Genomic DNA, 14183 nt, shown 5'->3' with positions numbered 1-14183 from the left:
GCGAAGAGTCGAGCGTGCCGATCAGCGGCAGGGCAAGGATGCCATCCCACAGCTTGACCACCGGCGTGGCCAGTTCGCTGATCTCCTGCTGCTGGCGCGTGATCAGTTCTTCGCGCACACGTTGATGCGCCTCGATCATCAGCAGGCCCAGCGCGTCGACGAGTTGGCTGGCGATCAGAATCTCATCCGCCAGGGCGGCCGGCTCGTCGGCGAACAGGGCTTGCAACCGGGTGTAAAGCTGTGGCTTGAGGCTGAACATCGTCGTCGCGATCTCGGACGGCGTGAAGCCCAGCACTGTGTGGCGCCGAACGATATCGGCCAGGATGTCGCGCAGGGGAGCGAAGGCGATGCCGCGGACATCCGTCACGTTGCCATCCGCAACGGCTTGCGTCAGCGCGAGCAGGATGTCCCGGCATTGCGCTTCCGCTTCCGCCGGGTTGACGCGCAAATCCGATCGCGATCGGAGCGCCGTCACCCAATTCTCAAGGATCGCCTTGGCGTCGTGAGCCAGAATTTGGGGCAGACGGGAAAGCATGCGACTGAAACGTCCTGTTCGGGAGTCTCCATTACCGTAGGCAAACCATGACAAATAGCCAGTCGAAGGCCCGTGATTCACTCCCTCTTGATCTATCTCCCGTTTAGCTTCAGCTAATCTGATCTCGGATCGAAAAGGTGACGAATGGCGGAACCGAACAATCGCTACGGCTTGACGGCGGCCCGAACCCACGGCACCTACGGGCGGGAAAATCGCCCGCCCGGCATGACGGTGGACATCCACGCCCATGTCGCGGTCCCCGAGGCCGCTCGGCTTGTCGCGTCCCATATCCAGCCCGATCCGCGCGCCACCCTTTATACCGAGGACACCCGTGCGCTCGGGCGCAAGCAGACGGAAGACCGCGCGCCGAACCTGACGGACCTGACGCTGCGGATGCGCGATTTCAACGACATGGGCCTGGACGCTCAGGTCATCAGCCCCGCCCCCAACCAATGCTACTACGACGTCCCGCCGGACATCGGGATGCAGGCCGCGAGGCTGGTCAACAACGGTATCGCCAAGATCATGGCCGCCGGCGGCAAGCGGATTCCAGCGGCGATGGGGTCCGTACCGCTGGGCGCAGGCGGCGAAGCAGCCGCCGCGGAGCTTGAACATGCCATGACCACGCTGGGCCTGAAAGGCGTCGAGGTCCTGGCGCATGTCGGGGACAAGGAATTGTCGGACCCTTCGCTGGAGCCGTTCTGGGCCAGGGCGGAGGCCCTCGGCGCCGTTGTCTTCATCCATCCCGCCGGCTTCACCGAGGCACGACGTTTCACCAAATATTATTTCAGCAATGTCATCGGCAATCCGTTGGATACGACGATGGCGCTGCACCACCTGATCTTCGACGGGGTGCTGGAGCGGTATCCGGCGCTGAAGATCATCGCATCGCATGGCGGCGGCTACCTGCCGGCGTATTGGGGGCGCATCGATCACGCCTGGGGGGCACGCAGCGACGCGCATGGCGCGCTGCCGCGGCCGCCAAGTCATTACTTAAAGAAAATATACCTCGACACGATCGTTTTTACACCAGATCAGTTAGCGTTCCTGGCCCACGGCTTCGGGGTCGGGAAGCTGTTGCTGGGGACCGATTACCCTTACGACATGGGAGAGTACGACCCGCTGGGGCATATCGCCTCGGTCGCCAGCTTTTCGGAGGCGGACCGGTCCGCGATCGCGGGCGGCAACGCGCGGACGCTGTTCGGCTTCTGACCGGGGCCGATCCGGCGGAGCAACGCTCCGCCGGCCCCTAGCCCACCAACCGCGCGATCGTCTCCAATTGCTTGGGATCGTCCGGCGGCACCACCAGCAGGGCATCGTCCAGACCGGTGTCTTCCAATCGCTTCAACCGGTCCCGAGCCTCGGCCGGCGAGCAGAACAACGTGATCTTCGGTACGTGCGCGAATGGCAGCGGGGCGGGGTTGTCGCGGAAATCCGTGAAGACGTTCGCGAGAACCGACCGGGTGCCACCGGCGTCCCGGTACATCTTGATCCCGATCTCCAGGTCCTCCGGCGCGGTGTGGATGCCCGAGGAGATCCAACCCTGCAGCACTTTCGCCGCCAGGTTGATCCAGCGCTCGCTCCGCCAGGCGCCCAGCAGCACCGGCGGGCCGCCATGCGTGTCCGGCCATTGCGTCAGAGCAGGCCCATAAACCGGCTCCTCCGCCCAGACCTTGCGCATCACCTCCAAGCTGGCAGGCAGCGCCTTGAAGCGGCGATCGTAGTCAGCCTGCACCGCGTCGAAATCGTGCTTCGTCGACCCGCTGCCGACGCCGAAAGCGAAACGCCCGCCCGACAAGGCGTGCAGCGTCGTCGCGCGATGCGCCAGTTCCACCGGATGCCGCAGCGGCACCTGCAACACGCATGTGCCCAGTTCGATCCGGCTGGTCACAGCGGCAGCGGCGGACAGCAGCAGCAGCGGGTCCAGCGTCGCCTTGCCGCGCGCGAACGCATCGGTGACCCAAAGACCGTGGAAGCCCAGCCGCTCGACATCGCGCGCGATGCTGGTGATACGATCGATAACAGGGGGAAGGTCCGGCGAGCCGGCCGGGATCGATACGATGCCAATCCGCATGAGCGGTATCTCCTTACTGTCCTTTAAAGCGGGCCGGGCGTTTTTCGCGAAAGGCCGCGACGCCCTCCTCGTAATCCTCCGTGAGGCCCGCGAGAATTTGCGTCTTGGCCTCGACATCAAGCTGTGCCGCGTAGCCGTTGTCCAGCCCTTGCCAGTAAAGCTGCCGGATCATTCCCAGGGATTTCGGTCCTTGCGCCAGGGATTCCGCCAGTTCCAACGCCGTTGGCATCAACGCGGCATCGTCGACCAGCCGATTGATCATGCCCCATTCCAATGCCTTCTCCGCCGGAAGGCGCTCCGCCAGCAATGACAGCTCCATGGCGCGAGCCACACCGATCAGGCGGGGAAGAATGAAGGAAGAGCCGCAATCGGGAACCAATCCAATTCGCGCGAACGCCTGCAGAAAGGACGCGGAGCGCGCGGCGATCCGGATATCGCCCGAGAGCGCGAGGCTCATCCCCGCGCCCGCGGCGATTCCGTTGATGGCGGTCACGACAGGGAACGGAAGCGCGCGCAGCCGCAGGAACATCGGATTGTACCAGGCTTCGAGGTCGCTTTTGACCTCGCCCCGCAGTTCCGCCTGGCGATCCCGTGGCACACGGTCCGGGTCGTTCAGGTTGGCGCCGGAACAGAATGCGCGGCCCGCGCCCGTGATCAGCAAGCAACGCGCATGGCCGGCTTCCACCTGGTCCATCGCGTCCTGCATGTCTTCACGCAGCTTCTGCCCGAACGCGTTCAGCACAGCCTGATCGTTCAACGTCAGTATGGCGACGGCCCCGACTGTCTCCAGCCGGATCTTGCCATGCTTCATGCGTGATTCCTCCCCCTAGGTACCGCCGGGAAGGGTTATCGGCCTGTTTCGCGGGAAGATGAAGAGGCAGGCGGCTTTGACGGCAATCGCAACGGTAAGGATTGAAATCAGCTTCGCCCGCGATCAGCAGAAACGCCCGGACACGAGGTCCGGGCGTTTTTCTGAAAGCAGATACTGGAGAAAAACAACTTCTTGTGATCGGGTGTCAGGACTTCGCCGCCGCCTTTCGACCGCCGCCCTTGCGGGCCGCCTTCTTCGCCGGGGGCGTAACGGTCCGGCTGCGTCCCAGGCCCATCTTCTTCGCGAGATTGGACCGAGTCGCGGCATAGTTCGGGGCGACCATCGGATAGTTGGTGGGCAAGCCCCATTTCGCGCGATACTGATCGACGGTCATATTGTGCTCCGTCATCAGGTGACGCTTGAGCATTGTCATCTGCTTGCCGTCTTCAAGGCAGACAATGTAATCCGGGAAGACCGATTTCGTCACGGGAACCGAAGGCTTGTGCGGTTCGGCAACGGCCGCCTCCGCTTCGCCGACGCTTGACAGCGTCTTGTAGACTTCACGTATGAGCGCGGGAAGTTCCTCGACGGGAACGGCGTTCTTCGTCAGGTGTGCGCTCACGATCTGGGCTGTGAAACCCAACACTTCATCCGTCATCTATTTCTTTCCTGTAACCCGGGTGGAATCGATATAAGCCATCCATCCGCACTGTGCCAATATTGGTTTTCATAATAGCCGAAAATTATCAAGCATAAACCAGATTTGCCGCCGTCCTGCGCTGGATGCATCATGCAGGGCAAAATACTGGGAAGCGGACAATGGAACTCGAATTGTACGGAAAGGTAGCACTGATTACCGGCGCCAACCGAGGTATCGGCGCAGCCGTGGCCACCGTGCTCGCGCGGGAAGGGATGCATGTTTGTCTTGTCGCGCGCGACCAGTCCAAGCTCGCTGAAATCGCCACCCGTCTGACGAATACCGCCCAGGTGCAAGTACAGACCGTGTCCGCAGACCTGCGCGACCCCGCCGAACCGGCCCGCGTCGTCGACGAGGCCGTCGCTCGGTTCGGACAACTCGACCTGCTCGTCAACAATGCCGGCGCAACGAAACGCGCGGATTTCTTCACCCTGACGGATGAGGACTGGCAGGACGGCTTCGCCCTGAAGTTCCACGGCTATGTCCGAATGACCCGAGCGGCGTGGCCGCATCTGCGCCGGACGCGGGGAAGCATCGTGAACATCGTTGGCATCGGCGCCCGCGCCGGTTCGGCGGAGTTCACGATCGGGGGTTCGGTGAACGTCGCGCTGCTGAACTTCACCAAGGCAATGGCGGATATCGGCGTCGATGACGGCGTGCGCGTGAATGCGATCAACCCTGGCCTGATTGAAACAGACCGTTTCAGCCGTAACATCGAACGTGTGATGCGGGAGCGGACTCTCTCGCGTGAGGAAGCTCTGTCCTTCCTGCTGCAATCCCATGGCACCAAGCGCGTCGGCCGGCCGGAGGAAATCGGCCAGTTCGTCGCCTATCTCGCATCTCTGCGGGCCGACTTCATACAAGGCGCGATCGTCGACATCGACGGCGGCGCCAACCGCGCGCTCTGACAGGAGGGAATGGCCGTCATGCATGATGCCGTTACCACCGAAATCGCCGCCTATGCCGCCGCTGCGCGGCTGAACGACCTGCCCGAACTGGTGAAGCGCGAGGCGCGGCGTTCGCTGTTCAACATCCTGGGCTGCACCCTGGGCGGCGCCCGCCATCACGGGGTCATTGCCGCCGAGGCCGCGCTGGGCACCTTCGCGGGACCGGGACCCGCGACGCTGATCGGCCGGGGGCACAAGGCCGATCCGCTGCACGCGGCACTGATCAACTGCCTCGCATCCAGTGTATACAGTTTCGACGATACGCATGAACAGGCCGTGGTACATCCCAGCGGACCGGTCGCCAGCGCGGCCCTGGCGATGGCCGAGACCCATCCTGTTTCCGGCGCCGGCCTGCTGCTGGGCTTCGCATTGGGTGTCGAAGTCACCTGCCGGTTGTGCAAGGCGCTGACCGTGCCGCCAGCGAAAGGATCGATGGCATGGTCCGGCACCGGCATCACGGGCGGCATCGGCGCCGCGATCGCCGCCGGGCGCATGCTGGGATTCGATACGGTCACGATGCGCACCGCGATCGGCATCGCCCTGTCGCAGGCCGCCGGCTTCCGGGCGATGCATGGCAGCCTGGTGACTCCGCTGATGCCCGCGCAGGCTGCGCAAACCGGCTTGCGCGCCGCTTTCCTCGCGCAGGCCGGCTTCACCGCCTCGCCGACGGCGCTGGAGGGGCGGTACGGCTTCCTGAGCGTATTCTCCGAGACGCCCGACCTCGACGCCCTGTCCGGGGCGCTGGGCTCACGGTGGGAGATCCTGCGCAATACCTACAAACCGTATCCGTGCGGTATCGTCATCCATCCCATCATCGATGCATGCCTGGCTTTGCGGACCACGCATCATTTGCACGCCGACGACATTAAAGCCGTGGACATCAAGGCCTCACCGGGCGCGATGGCACTGTGCAACAACCGCAATCCGAAGGATGAGATGCAGGCGCATGTGAGCTTGCATCATTGGACCGCCGTCGCGTTCATCCGCGGCACGGCACGCATCCAGGACATGGATACCGAGACCGCGGTCCGCGACCCCGCGCTGATGGCGTTCCAGGACCGGGTCAACGCCGAACTCGATCCTTCGGTCGCCGCCGATGCCGCGATCGTTGCGGTGACACTGCGCGACGGCACGCAGTGCATCTGCCGGATCGAGCATGGGATCGGCAGCGTCAGCCGACCGATGAGCGATGCCGAACTGGAGGTGAAGTTCGCCGGCATGGCGGAACCCCTGATCGGAGCGGAACGAACCCGCGAACTGATGCGTCAGGCCTGGGCCGTCGAGGCGTTGTCCGACGCCGGGGCGCTGGCGCGGATGGCGGCGTAGGCGCAAGGTCCGCGCCGCCGATACGGCGGGCCGCGAGGCGGCGGACACGGACCTCGCGCGCCGCTCTATCCTTTCATCCCCAACCGTTCGGAAGCGATCCGCGCCCCGTCGGCCATGGCGCGGAGTTTCGCCCACACGACGTCCTCGGCGACGCGGCCGCGGCCGGCGGAGGTGTCGAAACCGCAATCGGTGCCCGCGATCACGCGCGACGGATCGCCCACCACCTGCGCGACACGTTCCAACCGGTCGGCAACGACCTCGGGGTGCTCGACGAAGTTGGTCAACGGGTCGATCACGCCGGCGACGACGACCTGGCCATCGTCCAACGGCAGCTTGTCCAGGCAGCGGTATTCATGCGCATGCCGCGGATTGGCAAAGGGCAAAACCCAACCGCCGACCTTCGCGCGCGAGATCGTCGGCAGGATGTCGTGCAGGTCGACGTCGCAGTCATGCGGCGCTTCGTAGTTGCCCCAACAGGCGTGGATACGGACCCGTTCGCGCGGGATGTTCGCCAGCGCATCGTTGATGGTCGCAACCACTTTCTCGGCGAAATCGATGAAGTCGCTCAGGGGCCGGTCCTGGAACGACACGTGCCGCTCCAGCGCCAGGTCGGGCGCGTCGATCTGCAACAGGAACCCGGCCTTGTGGATCGCCTCGTATTCGATGCGCAGCGCCCGGCCGAGCGCGGCGAGATAAGCGTCCTCGGTGTCGTAGTATTCGTTTTGCAAGGCGGCGGCGACGATGCCCGGTGAAGGTGCCGTCATGAATGGTTCGATGAATCCGGGCTTCATCTCCGCCAGCGTCGCGGTGAACGTGTCGCACTCCGCCTGGACCAGCGCGGGATCGAGGTATTCGACTGGCCCGATCGCCTTCGGCAGCGCGCCCCGGTTGGACACCGATTTGCGTGCCCCGTCCTGCTCCGCCGCCCAGGCCCGGTACCCTGGATACTTGGCCACGTCGGCCATGGTGCGGCGGATCCAACTGCCGCCGAAGCCGCTCATGCGCCGGCGGACATACAGGAAGAAGGCCTCGCGCTGCTGCTCGCCGTTGTTGCCGATATCGATGCCGGCATCGAGTTGCGCACGCACGACATGGCGCGTGGCCTCCAGGCCGGCGCGGTCGAGTGCGGCTTCGTCGATCGCTTCGCCTTCGATCCGGCCGGCATACATCGCGGTCAGCGCGGCCGGACGAGGCAGGCTGCCGGTATGGGTGGTAAGGATCCGGTTTTGACTGGAACGCATCGGACGGTCGTTTCCCTCAGTGGTTGGCAGGGACGATATACCGCCGACGCGGGGATCGGAAATTCAGGGGACGTCGACGCCCCGCTCAGGTTCGGACCAACCCGCCCATGCCCTGCACGCCGTCGCTCCCCGGGAACACTCGCCGCATCGCCGACTCGGACAGCCCAAGATGGCCGCCCAGCATTCCCTTCGCCACCGCGCGCAGATCGGTGGTCGGCGCCAGGTCGCGGTTCTCGAACAGCTTGCCCTCGCCCAGGCCCGGCCATGTGCCCAGCACCCGCCCGCCCGCGACCGAACCGCCGGCCAGGAACGCCACCGTGGCCGTGCCGTGGTCGGTGCCGCCGGTGCCGTTGACGCGCGCGGTGCGGCCGAACTCCGTCATCACCAGCACCGCCGTCTGCGCCCAGGCCGGCCCCAGTGCCGCCTTCATCGCCACCAGCCCCGCATCCAACTGGCGCAGCGGCTCACGCAGCCGATTCACCTGCGCGGTGTGGGTGTCCCAGCCGTTGATCTCCAGCGCCGCGATCCTGGGGCCGTTCGGCGCCACCAGCATCTCCCCCGCCGCCTTGGCGAGCGCCGGGAAGCCGAAGCGGCTCTTGTCGTCATCGTGGTCCGCCGCCATCACCCCGGCGCTGAAGCCGCGCGCCGCCAGCCCATCGCGGATCGCGGGACCCAGCAGCGGGTCCTGCCGGTTCAGCGCCTCGATAGCGGCATAGAGGGTGGGGGCAGGCTGCCCGAACCCGTGCGGCGCCCAGTTCGCCACCTGCACCGGCCCGCGCAGCAGCAGCGGGACGGACACGCTGACCGCCAGCGCTTCCCCCTCCGGATGCTTCCCCGGTTCGGCGGGCAGCGCCGCCACGACCCGGTTCAGCCAGCCCGATGTCAGCCGCTGGTCGGCGCCGGATTCCAGGTAATCCTGCGCCTCGAAATGGCTGCGCACCCGGTAGTGCGCGGCGACGGCGTGCACCACCGCGGCCTCATGCGCCTTGAACATTTCGTGCATGCCGGTCATCGCCGGATGCAGGCCGTAGAACCCGCCCAGGTCCAGCAGGCCGTCCGGCTGTCCCGGCGCCGGAGGCACCAGCGGCGCGCGCAGCGCGGCCAGCCCCTGGTCGCCATAGGGGACCACCGCCGCCATCCCATCCAGCGCCCCACGCATGATGATGACGACGAACCGCCGGTCGGTGGGCGCGGCGGCCAGGGCCAGCGACGAATGCCCCAACCCGATGGCCGAGGACAGCCCCAGCAGAGCGCCGCGACGTGTGATGCGCATGGGATTACCGCCTTTGAAATTCCGGAGACGTCAGCAACAGCGTCATAGCGTCCTTGCGCGACCCCGCTCGGCGGATCGCCTCGGCGGTGTCGGCCTGCAGCAGGGGACCCAGCGTGTCGTCGGCCAGTTGCACGACGTCCCGCTGGCCCACCCGCCCCGCGAAGCCGCTGGACCAGTCGATCCGCCGCATCATCGCCTCGGGCGCCGCCCATTCCGACGCGCGGTCCGTCCAGCCGTTCGGCGCCGGCGCCGCCCATAGCGGCTGGCCAAGACCGCCCATGATGCCGACGATCGGCACCTTGTCCGGCGGGACTTCCAGGCAGCGCACCGCGGCGACCACCAGCTCCGCCGGCGTGCGCAGCTTCGTGCCCGGCTGCCAGGCCGCGTCCAGCCGCACCAGTTCGATCGAGGCGGCGTGCAGGTCGCCGCCGGTGTTACGCAGCACCGTCTCGATCCGGCTCACGGCGGCCGGCGGCGGGTCGTCGGCGACGAAATACCGCACCAGCTTGGTCGCCAGGAACCGATGCGTCGCGGGGTGGTTGGCCAGGAAGCGTAGCGCCTGGACACCCCCTTGCTCGTCTGGCGGGAAGGTGCGGCCCATTAGGGTCTGCACGCCCGGCTCGTGCGCGAACGGGCGATAGCGGAAGCCCAGCGGCTCCTTCCGGCGCTCGATCGACCACCCGGTCAGGATCTTGGCGAAGGACGTCACATCGGCCTGGGTATAGCCGGCGAGCGGGCTGACGGTGTGCAGTTCCATGCATTCGCGCGCCAGGTTCTCGTTCAGGCCGCGATGGCTCCGCTCCCCGGCACGGCTGTCGGGGCCGACCGAACCGGCATTGTCCAGATAGAGCAGCATGGCGGGATGGTGCATGACGGCCAGCACCATGTCCTCGAACCGGCCGGTGACGTTCGGGCGGATCGCCTCCTCCACGAACGCTGCGGCAAGGGGGGCGATCTCGCCGCGTTTCCGGGAGACGGTGAAGTGATTGGTCCAGAACCACACCAGCCGCTCGCGGAACGGCGTCCGGGTGGTGACCGCATTCGCCATCTGCGCGGCCGACTGGGCACGGAACAGCGCCTGGGCCTCCGACTCGCCGGGCGGTGGCTTGTTCAGCCGGTCGTCGCGGATCGCAGCGAGGCCGGCAGCGGCGGTCGGGGGCGGGTCGAACGCGGGGCGGTCGACGCCCTGCAGCTGTGCGGTCAGCCAGGCCGACGGGTCGGCCGGCAGCGGTTCCGAGGGGCGTCGGCCAAGGCCGAAGCGTACCAGGGCATGTGCGGTCCGAAGGTCCATGTCCGGCAGACTAAACCTCGGCTCTGTTGCCGGATGTGACGAAGGGTGAGGTTCCGTGCGGCATTGCTGCCAAACGGAGGCCGGGCAAATCAAGGCTTGCAAATCGGCTTACTCTGTCGCACATGACCGCGCAGACAGGACCGGCTGCTGGGAGGCCGGTACATAGGACGCGGGCGCGCGGGGGTGGGAACCCCACGATCCGGACCGGATCGCGCGCCCGTTGATGCATTGGAGAATAACCGTGACCGACTCGCCGCTCGCCCGGATACGAAACATTGGCATCACCGCGCATATCGACGCGGGGAAGACGACGACCACTGAGCGTATTTTGTATTACACGGGCGTGTCGCACAAGATCGGCGAGGTTCACGACGGCAACACCACGACCGACTACATGGAGCAGGAGCGTGAGCGCGGCATCACGATCACCTCGGCCGCGGTGACCTGCGAGTGGAAGGACCACCGCATCAACATCATCGACACGCCCGGCCATATCGATTTCAACATCGAAGTGAACCGCTCCCTGCGCGTTCTGGACGGCGCGATCTTCATCATCGAGGGCGTGGCCGGCGTGCAGCCGCAGTCGGAGACGAACTGGCGCCTCGCCGACCGCTACAACGTCCCGCGCATCATCTTCATCAACAAGCTGGACCGCACCGGCGCGGACTTCTTCCGCGCCTTCGCGACGCTGAAGGAGAAGCTCGACATCGTCGCGCTGCCCCTGCAGCTGCCGATCGGTGCGGAAGATAGTTTCCTGGGCGTCGTCGACCTGGTCGAGATGAAGGCCATCATCTGGGAAGGCGGCGAACTGGGCGCGAAATACCACGACGAGCCCATTCCGGCCGACTTGGCGGAACAGGCGGCGGAATACCGGCAGAACCTGCTGGATACCGCGCTGTCCGTCGACGAGACGGCGATGGAGGAATATTTCGACAAGGGCGACGTCTCGGTCGAGACGCTGAAGCGCTGCATCAAGAAGGGCACCATCCAGGGCGACTTCCGCCCGGTGCTGTGCGGCACCGCCTTCAAGAACAAGGGCGTGCAGCCGCTGCTGGACGCGGTGATCGACTACCTCCCTTCCCCGATCGACGTCCCCGGCATCGCCGTCGCGCTGGAAGAGGGCCAGGAAGAAGCCGACCATCCGGACCGCCGCCGCATCAAGGCCGACCCGAAGGCGTCGTTCGCCGGCCTCGCGTTCAAGATCATCAACGACAAATACGGCACGCTGACCTTCGTGCGCGTCTATTCCGGCACGCTGAAGTCGGGCGACATGGTGATGAACACCACCAAGGGCCATCGTGAGCGCATCGGCCGGATGTTCCAGATGCACGCCGACAAGCGCCAGGAGATCAAGGAAGTCGAGGCCGGCGACATCGCCGCCTTCGTCGGCCTGAAGGACACCGGCACGGGTGACACGCTGGCGTCCAGCGACGACCCGGTGGTGCTGGAGCGCATGGCTTTCCCGGTGCCCGTCATCGACATCTCGGTCGAGCCGCGCACCAAGGAAGCGGTCGAGAAGATGACCCTGGGCCTGCAGAAGCTGGCCGGCGAGGATCCCTCGCTGCGGCTGAAGACCGACCAGGAAACCGGCCAGACCATCCTGTCGGGCATGGGCGAGCTGCACCTGGAGATCATCATCGACCGCCTGCGCCGCGAATACGGCGTGGACTGCAACATCGGCGCGCCCCAGGTGGCATACCGGGAGACGATTTCCCGCACGCACACCGAGACCTATACCCACAAGAAGCAGTCGGGCGGTTCGGGCCAGTACGCCGAGGTGAAGATCGTCTGGGAGCCGCTGGAGCGGAACGCGGGCATCGTCTTCGAGAACAGCATCGTCGGCGGCGCGGTACCGAAGGAATACATCCCGGCGGTCGAAAAGGGCATCCGGGTGCAGGCCGACACCGGCGTGCTGGCCGGCTTCCCGACCGTGGACTTCAAGTTCACCCTGGTGGACGGCAAGTACCACGACGTCGACTCTTCGGCGCTGGCCTTCGAAATCGCCGCCAAGGCCTGCTTCCGTGAGGGCATGAAGAACGCCGGCCCGATCATCCTGGAGCCGATCATGGACGTGGAGATCACCACGCCGCAGGATCACGTGGGCGACGTCGTCGGCGACCTGAACCGCCGCCGCGGCATGATCCAGAACCAGGAATCCTCGGGCTCGACCGTCATCGTGCGCGCGCATGTGCCGCTGAAGGAGATGTTCGGCTACATCTCCCACCTGCGATCCATGACCAAGGGCCGCGCGTCGTTCACGATGCAGTTCCACCACTACGATCCGGTGCCGCGCAACGTGGCGGACGAGATCATGAAAAAGAGCGCCTGATCGCCTGATTTCAGGCTGGGACCGAAGGACGCGGGCGAGGCCATCGCCCGCGTCTTTTCGTTTGTGCGGGGTCGAAGCCGCCCTGCGCGGGCGGCGACGCCGCATCGCCAGGCCACGGCATTATCCGCCATGCGTGGCGCCGGAAGGCGACCTCATTTCTCGCCAGATATGAGCCTGCTGCGGCGTAGAGTCCGCATGCGAAGTGGCCAGGCGTTCCCGTCCACTCCGGCCCTGTGACATCACCGTACGGAAGAGGGCCGGCGCGAGCACTGGATCGTATTATATACGGAATGATACTCCTATGATTCATAGGGATCGTGGATCCCGGCGCATGGCCATTCGCCGGCGGTTCCTTGCTATTTGAAGCCGGCCTCCATCACCGGAGTGTTGTGGGATCATCATGACCTTGTGATCCGCGATCCTGTTCTACCGCCGTATCGGCGCCCTATTTCGTCGTCACAACCAGTAACCGCGAAAGTCGAATTTCTCGCGGAACTGTGATTTTCATTACCTTCACAGTAAAGGGAGCTTTATATGTTTACCCGATACCTGAGTCTTGCCGGCCTCGCCGTGGTGGGGCTGACCAGCGCCGCCGTCGCGCAGACGGTCATCGTCGCGCCTTCCGCCCCGCCCCCGCCCCGCACCGAGGTCACCCCGCCCCCGCCCTCCGGCCCGCCGATGACGTGGCAGGCCGGTCATTGGGCGTGGAACGGCAGCACCTGGGCCTGGGAAGAGGGCCACTATGTCGCCCCGCCGCAGCCTGCCGCGGTCTGGGAGCCGGGCCATTGGGAGCAGCAGGCCGCCGGCGGCTACATCTGGGTCGACGGTCGCTGGCGCGGGTAACGGAGGCTGATCATGCGGTTCTCGAAATTCATCCTTCCGGTGGCGTTGCCCGCCATGTCGGCCTTGGCCGGCTGCGCGACGCCAGCCCCGCCGCCGACCCAGGTCATCGTGCAGCAGCCGGCGCCGACGGTGATGCCGGCCGCTCCGACCCCGCCGCCACCGCCGATGTCGGAGTTGGTGCCGCCTCCGCCCGTCAGTGCCACGCCGACGGTCTGGCAGCCCGGACACTGGCGCTATACCGGCATCGGCGCCAATCCCTGGAGCTGGCAAGGCGGCCAGTATGTCGCCGTTCCGCCAGGCGCCAGCGCCTGGGTGCCGGGGCAATGGCAGCAACAGGGCAGCGGCTGGGTCTGGCAGGAGGGCCATTGGGCCTGATCCCTCGGTCTATCCCCGGGGCCTGATCTGGTGGGCCTGATCTGGTGGGCCTGATCCGGTGAGCTTGATCCTTGGCCTGATCCGCTGGACTTGATCCACGGGCTTCGGGGACGATCGCATTCCCGTCCTGGCCCCTTGTTCCGGTCATCCACGACTTAGCGCGCAGCGAAAATCGTGGATGGCCGGGACAAATCCCGTGGGCGGCAGCTTCAGGCGGCCCGGCCTCCATCTCATCGTGGTCCATGAAGGCGCTTCGGCGCTCAGATGCATGAGCCCTGGCGCTTTCTATACCGGGAGGATTTGGTATCCGCCGGTGCTCAGCCTCCGCTCAAATCAACGCCCATCGGGACAAGCCCGGCCGGCGCAGAGGAACGGCGACGACGCCGCTCGTCCACCGCCGCGCCCCGCTATTGCCCAAGCGCGTGCAGGAAGTAGTGGATC

13 protein-coding genes are annotated in these 14183 nt (G+C 65.9%); 6 read left to right on the top strand and 7 right to left on the bottom strand.

The window, feature by feature from the left end:
* On the bottom strand, positions 1-535 hold a 535-nt coding region (locus tag VHB27_RS17890), incomplete at its 3' end, for an RsbRD N-terminal domain-containing protein (RefSeq protein WP_325602995.1).
* A gap of 144 nt (positions 536-679) precedes the next feature.
* Between VHB27_RS17890 and VHB27_RS17885 the strand changes: the two genes are divergently transcribed.
* On the top strand, positions 680-1747 hold the full coding sequence (locus VHB27_RS17885; RefSeq protein ID WP_325602993.1) for an amidohydrolase family protein: 1068 nt from the start codon (positions 680-682) through the stop codon (positions 1745-1747).
* Positions 1748-1784: 37 nt separating this feature from the next.
* Here VHB27_RS17885 and VHB27_RS17880 read toward each other — a convergent pair whose 3' ends face one another.
* The 3 genes from VHB27_RS17880 to VHB27_RS17870 form a co-directional block, all read right to left on the bottom strand.
* The gene (locus VHB27_RS17880) at positions 1785-2609 is read right to left on the bottom strand and encodes an LLM class flavin-dependent oxidoreductase (RefSeq protein WP_325602991.1); all 825 of its coding nucleotides are present in this window, start codon (positions 2607-2609) and stop codon (positions 1785-1787) included.
* 13 nt (positions 2610-2622) lie between these two features.
* Complete coding sequence (locus VHB27_RS17875) at positions 2623-3420, bottom strand: enoyl-CoA hydratase-related protein (RefSeq protein ID WP_325602989.1); 798 nt, start codon at positions 3418-3420, stop codon at positions 2623-2625.
* A 205-nt stretch (positions 3421-3625) separates the two neighbouring features.
* Positions 3626-4078 (bottom strand): MucR family transcriptional regulator, encoded by a 453-nt coding sequence (locus VHB27_RS17870; RefSeq protein WP_325602987.1) that lies wholly within the window; start codon positions 4076-4078, stop codon positions 3626-3628.
* A gap of 161 nt (positions 4079-4239) precedes the next feature.
* Here VHB27_RS17870 and VHB27_RS17865 point away from each other — a divergent pair, with 161 nt between their 5' ends.
* A complete protein-coding gene (locus tag VHB27_RS17865) occupies positions 4240-5025 on the top strand; it encodes an SDR family oxidoreductase (RefSeq protein ID WP_325602985.1) in 786 nt (261 codons plus the stop codon).
* Positions 5026-5043: 18 nt separating this feature from the next.
* Complete coding sequence (locus tag VHB27_RS17860; RefSeq protein WP_325602983.1) at positions 5044-6390, top strand: MmgE/PrpD family protein; 1347 nt, start codon at positions 5044-5046, stop codon at positions 6388-6390.
* A 65-nt stretch (positions 6391-6455) separates the two neighbouring features.
* On the opposite strand, the gene VHB27_RS17855 is transcribed toward VHB27_RS17860, so the two are convergent.
* The 3 genes from VHB27_RS17855 to VHB27_RS17845 form a co-directional block, all read right to left on the bottom strand.
* The gene (locus VHB27_RS17855; protein WP_325602980.1) at positions 6456-7631 is read right to left on the bottom strand and encodes a cobalamin-independent methionine synthase II family protein; all 1176 of its coding nucleotides are present in this window, start codon (positions 7629-7631) and stop codon (positions 6456-6458) included.
* 85 nt (positions 7632-7716) lie between these two features.
* Entirely contained in the window at positions 7717-8904 is a 1188-nt protein-coding gene (locus VHB27_RS17850; protein ID WP_325602978.1) for a DUF1501 domain-containing protein, read from the bottom strand.
* Between the two features lie 4 nt (positions 8905-8908).
* Positions 8909-10195, bottom strand: coding sequence for a DUF1800 domain-containing protein (locus tag VHB27_RS17845; RefSeq protein ID WP_325602976.1), 1287 nt, complete (start codon positions 10193-10195; stop codon positions 8909-8911).
* Between the two features lie 241 nt (positions 10196-10436).
* On the opposite strand from VHB27_RS17845, the gene fusA reads away from it, so the two are divergent.
* The 3 genes from fusA (at position 10437) to VHB27_RS17830 (ending at position 13742) form a co-directional block, all read left to right on the top strand.
* Positions 10437-12524, top strand: a complete 2088-nt coding sequence (gene fusA / locus VHB27_RS17840; protein WP_325602974.1) for an elongation factor G — start codon at positions 10437-10439, stop codon at positions 12522-12524.
* 534 nt (positions 12525-13058) lie between these two features.
* A complete protein-coding gene (locus VHB27_RS17835; protein ID WP_325602972.1) occupies positions 13059-13367 on the top strand; it encodes a hypothetical protein in 309 nt (102 codons plus the stop codon).
* Between the two features lie 12 nt (positions 13368-13379).
* Positions 13380-13742, top strand: a complete 363-nt coding sequence (locus tag VHB27_RS17830) for a hypothetical protein (RefSeq protein ID WP_325602970.1) — start codon at positions 13380-13382, stop codon at positions 13740-13742.
* The last annotated feature ends 441 nt before the right edge of the window (positions 13743-14183 follow it).

Origin of the sequence: Rhodopila sp., assembly GCF_035548235.1 — a bacterium.
Lineage (GTDB): Bacteria > Pseudomonadota > Alphaproteobacteria > Acetobacterales > Acetobacteraceae > Rhodopila.
The sequence above is the reverse complement of the archived record's forward strand: the minus strand, read 5'-3'. Positions and strand labels throughout refer to the sequence as shown.

Excerpts from the sequence above, each read along its gene's own strand:
- VHB27_RS17885 (WP_325602993.1), top strand. The coding sequence starts at position 680 with ATGGCGGAACCGAACAATCGCTACGGCTTGACGGCGGCCCGAACCCAC.
- VHB27_RS17880 (WP_325602991.1), bottom strand. The coding sequence starts at position 2,609 with ATGCGGATTGGCATCGTATCGATCCCGGCCGGCTCGCCGGACCTTCCC.
- VHB27_RS17875 (WP_325602989.1), bottom strand. The coding sequence starts at position 3,420 with ATGAAGCATGGCAAGATCCGGCTGGAGACAGTCGGGGCCGTCGCCATA.
- VHB27_RS17870 (WP_325602987.1), bottom strand. The coding sequence starts at position 4,078 with ATGACGGATGAAGTGTTGGGTTTCACAGCCCAGATCGTGAGCGCACAC.
- VHB27_RS17865 (WP_325602985.1), top strand. The coding sequence starts at position 4,240 with ATGGAACTCGAATTGTACGGAAAGGTAGCACTGATTACCGGCGCCAAC.
- VHB27_RS17860 (WP_325602983.1), top strand. The coding sequence starts at position 5,044 with ATGCATGATGCCGTTACCACCGAAATCGCCGCCTATGCCGCCGCTGCG.
- VHB27_RS17855 (WP_325602980.1), bottom strand. The coding sequence starts at position 7,631 with ATGCGTTCCAGTCAAAACCGGATCCTTACCACCCATACCGGCAGCCTG.
- VHB27_RS17850 (WP_325602978.1), bottom strand. The coding sequence starts at position 8,904 with ATGCGCATCACACGTCGCGGCGCTCTGCTGGGGCTGTCCTCGGCCATC.
- VHB27_RS17845 (WP_325602976.1), bottom strand. The coding sequence starts at position 10,195 with ATGGACCTTCGGACCGCACATGCCCTGGTACGCTTCGGCCTTGGCCGA.
- VHB27_RS17835 (WP_325602972.1), top strand. The coding sequence starts at position 13,059 with ATGTTTACCCGATACCTGAGTCTTGCCGGCCTCGCCGTGGTGGGGCTG.
- VHB27_RS17830 (WP_325602970.1), top strand. The coding sequence starts at position 13,380 with ATGCGGTTCTCGAAATTCATCCTTCCGGTGGCGTTGCCCGCCATGTCG.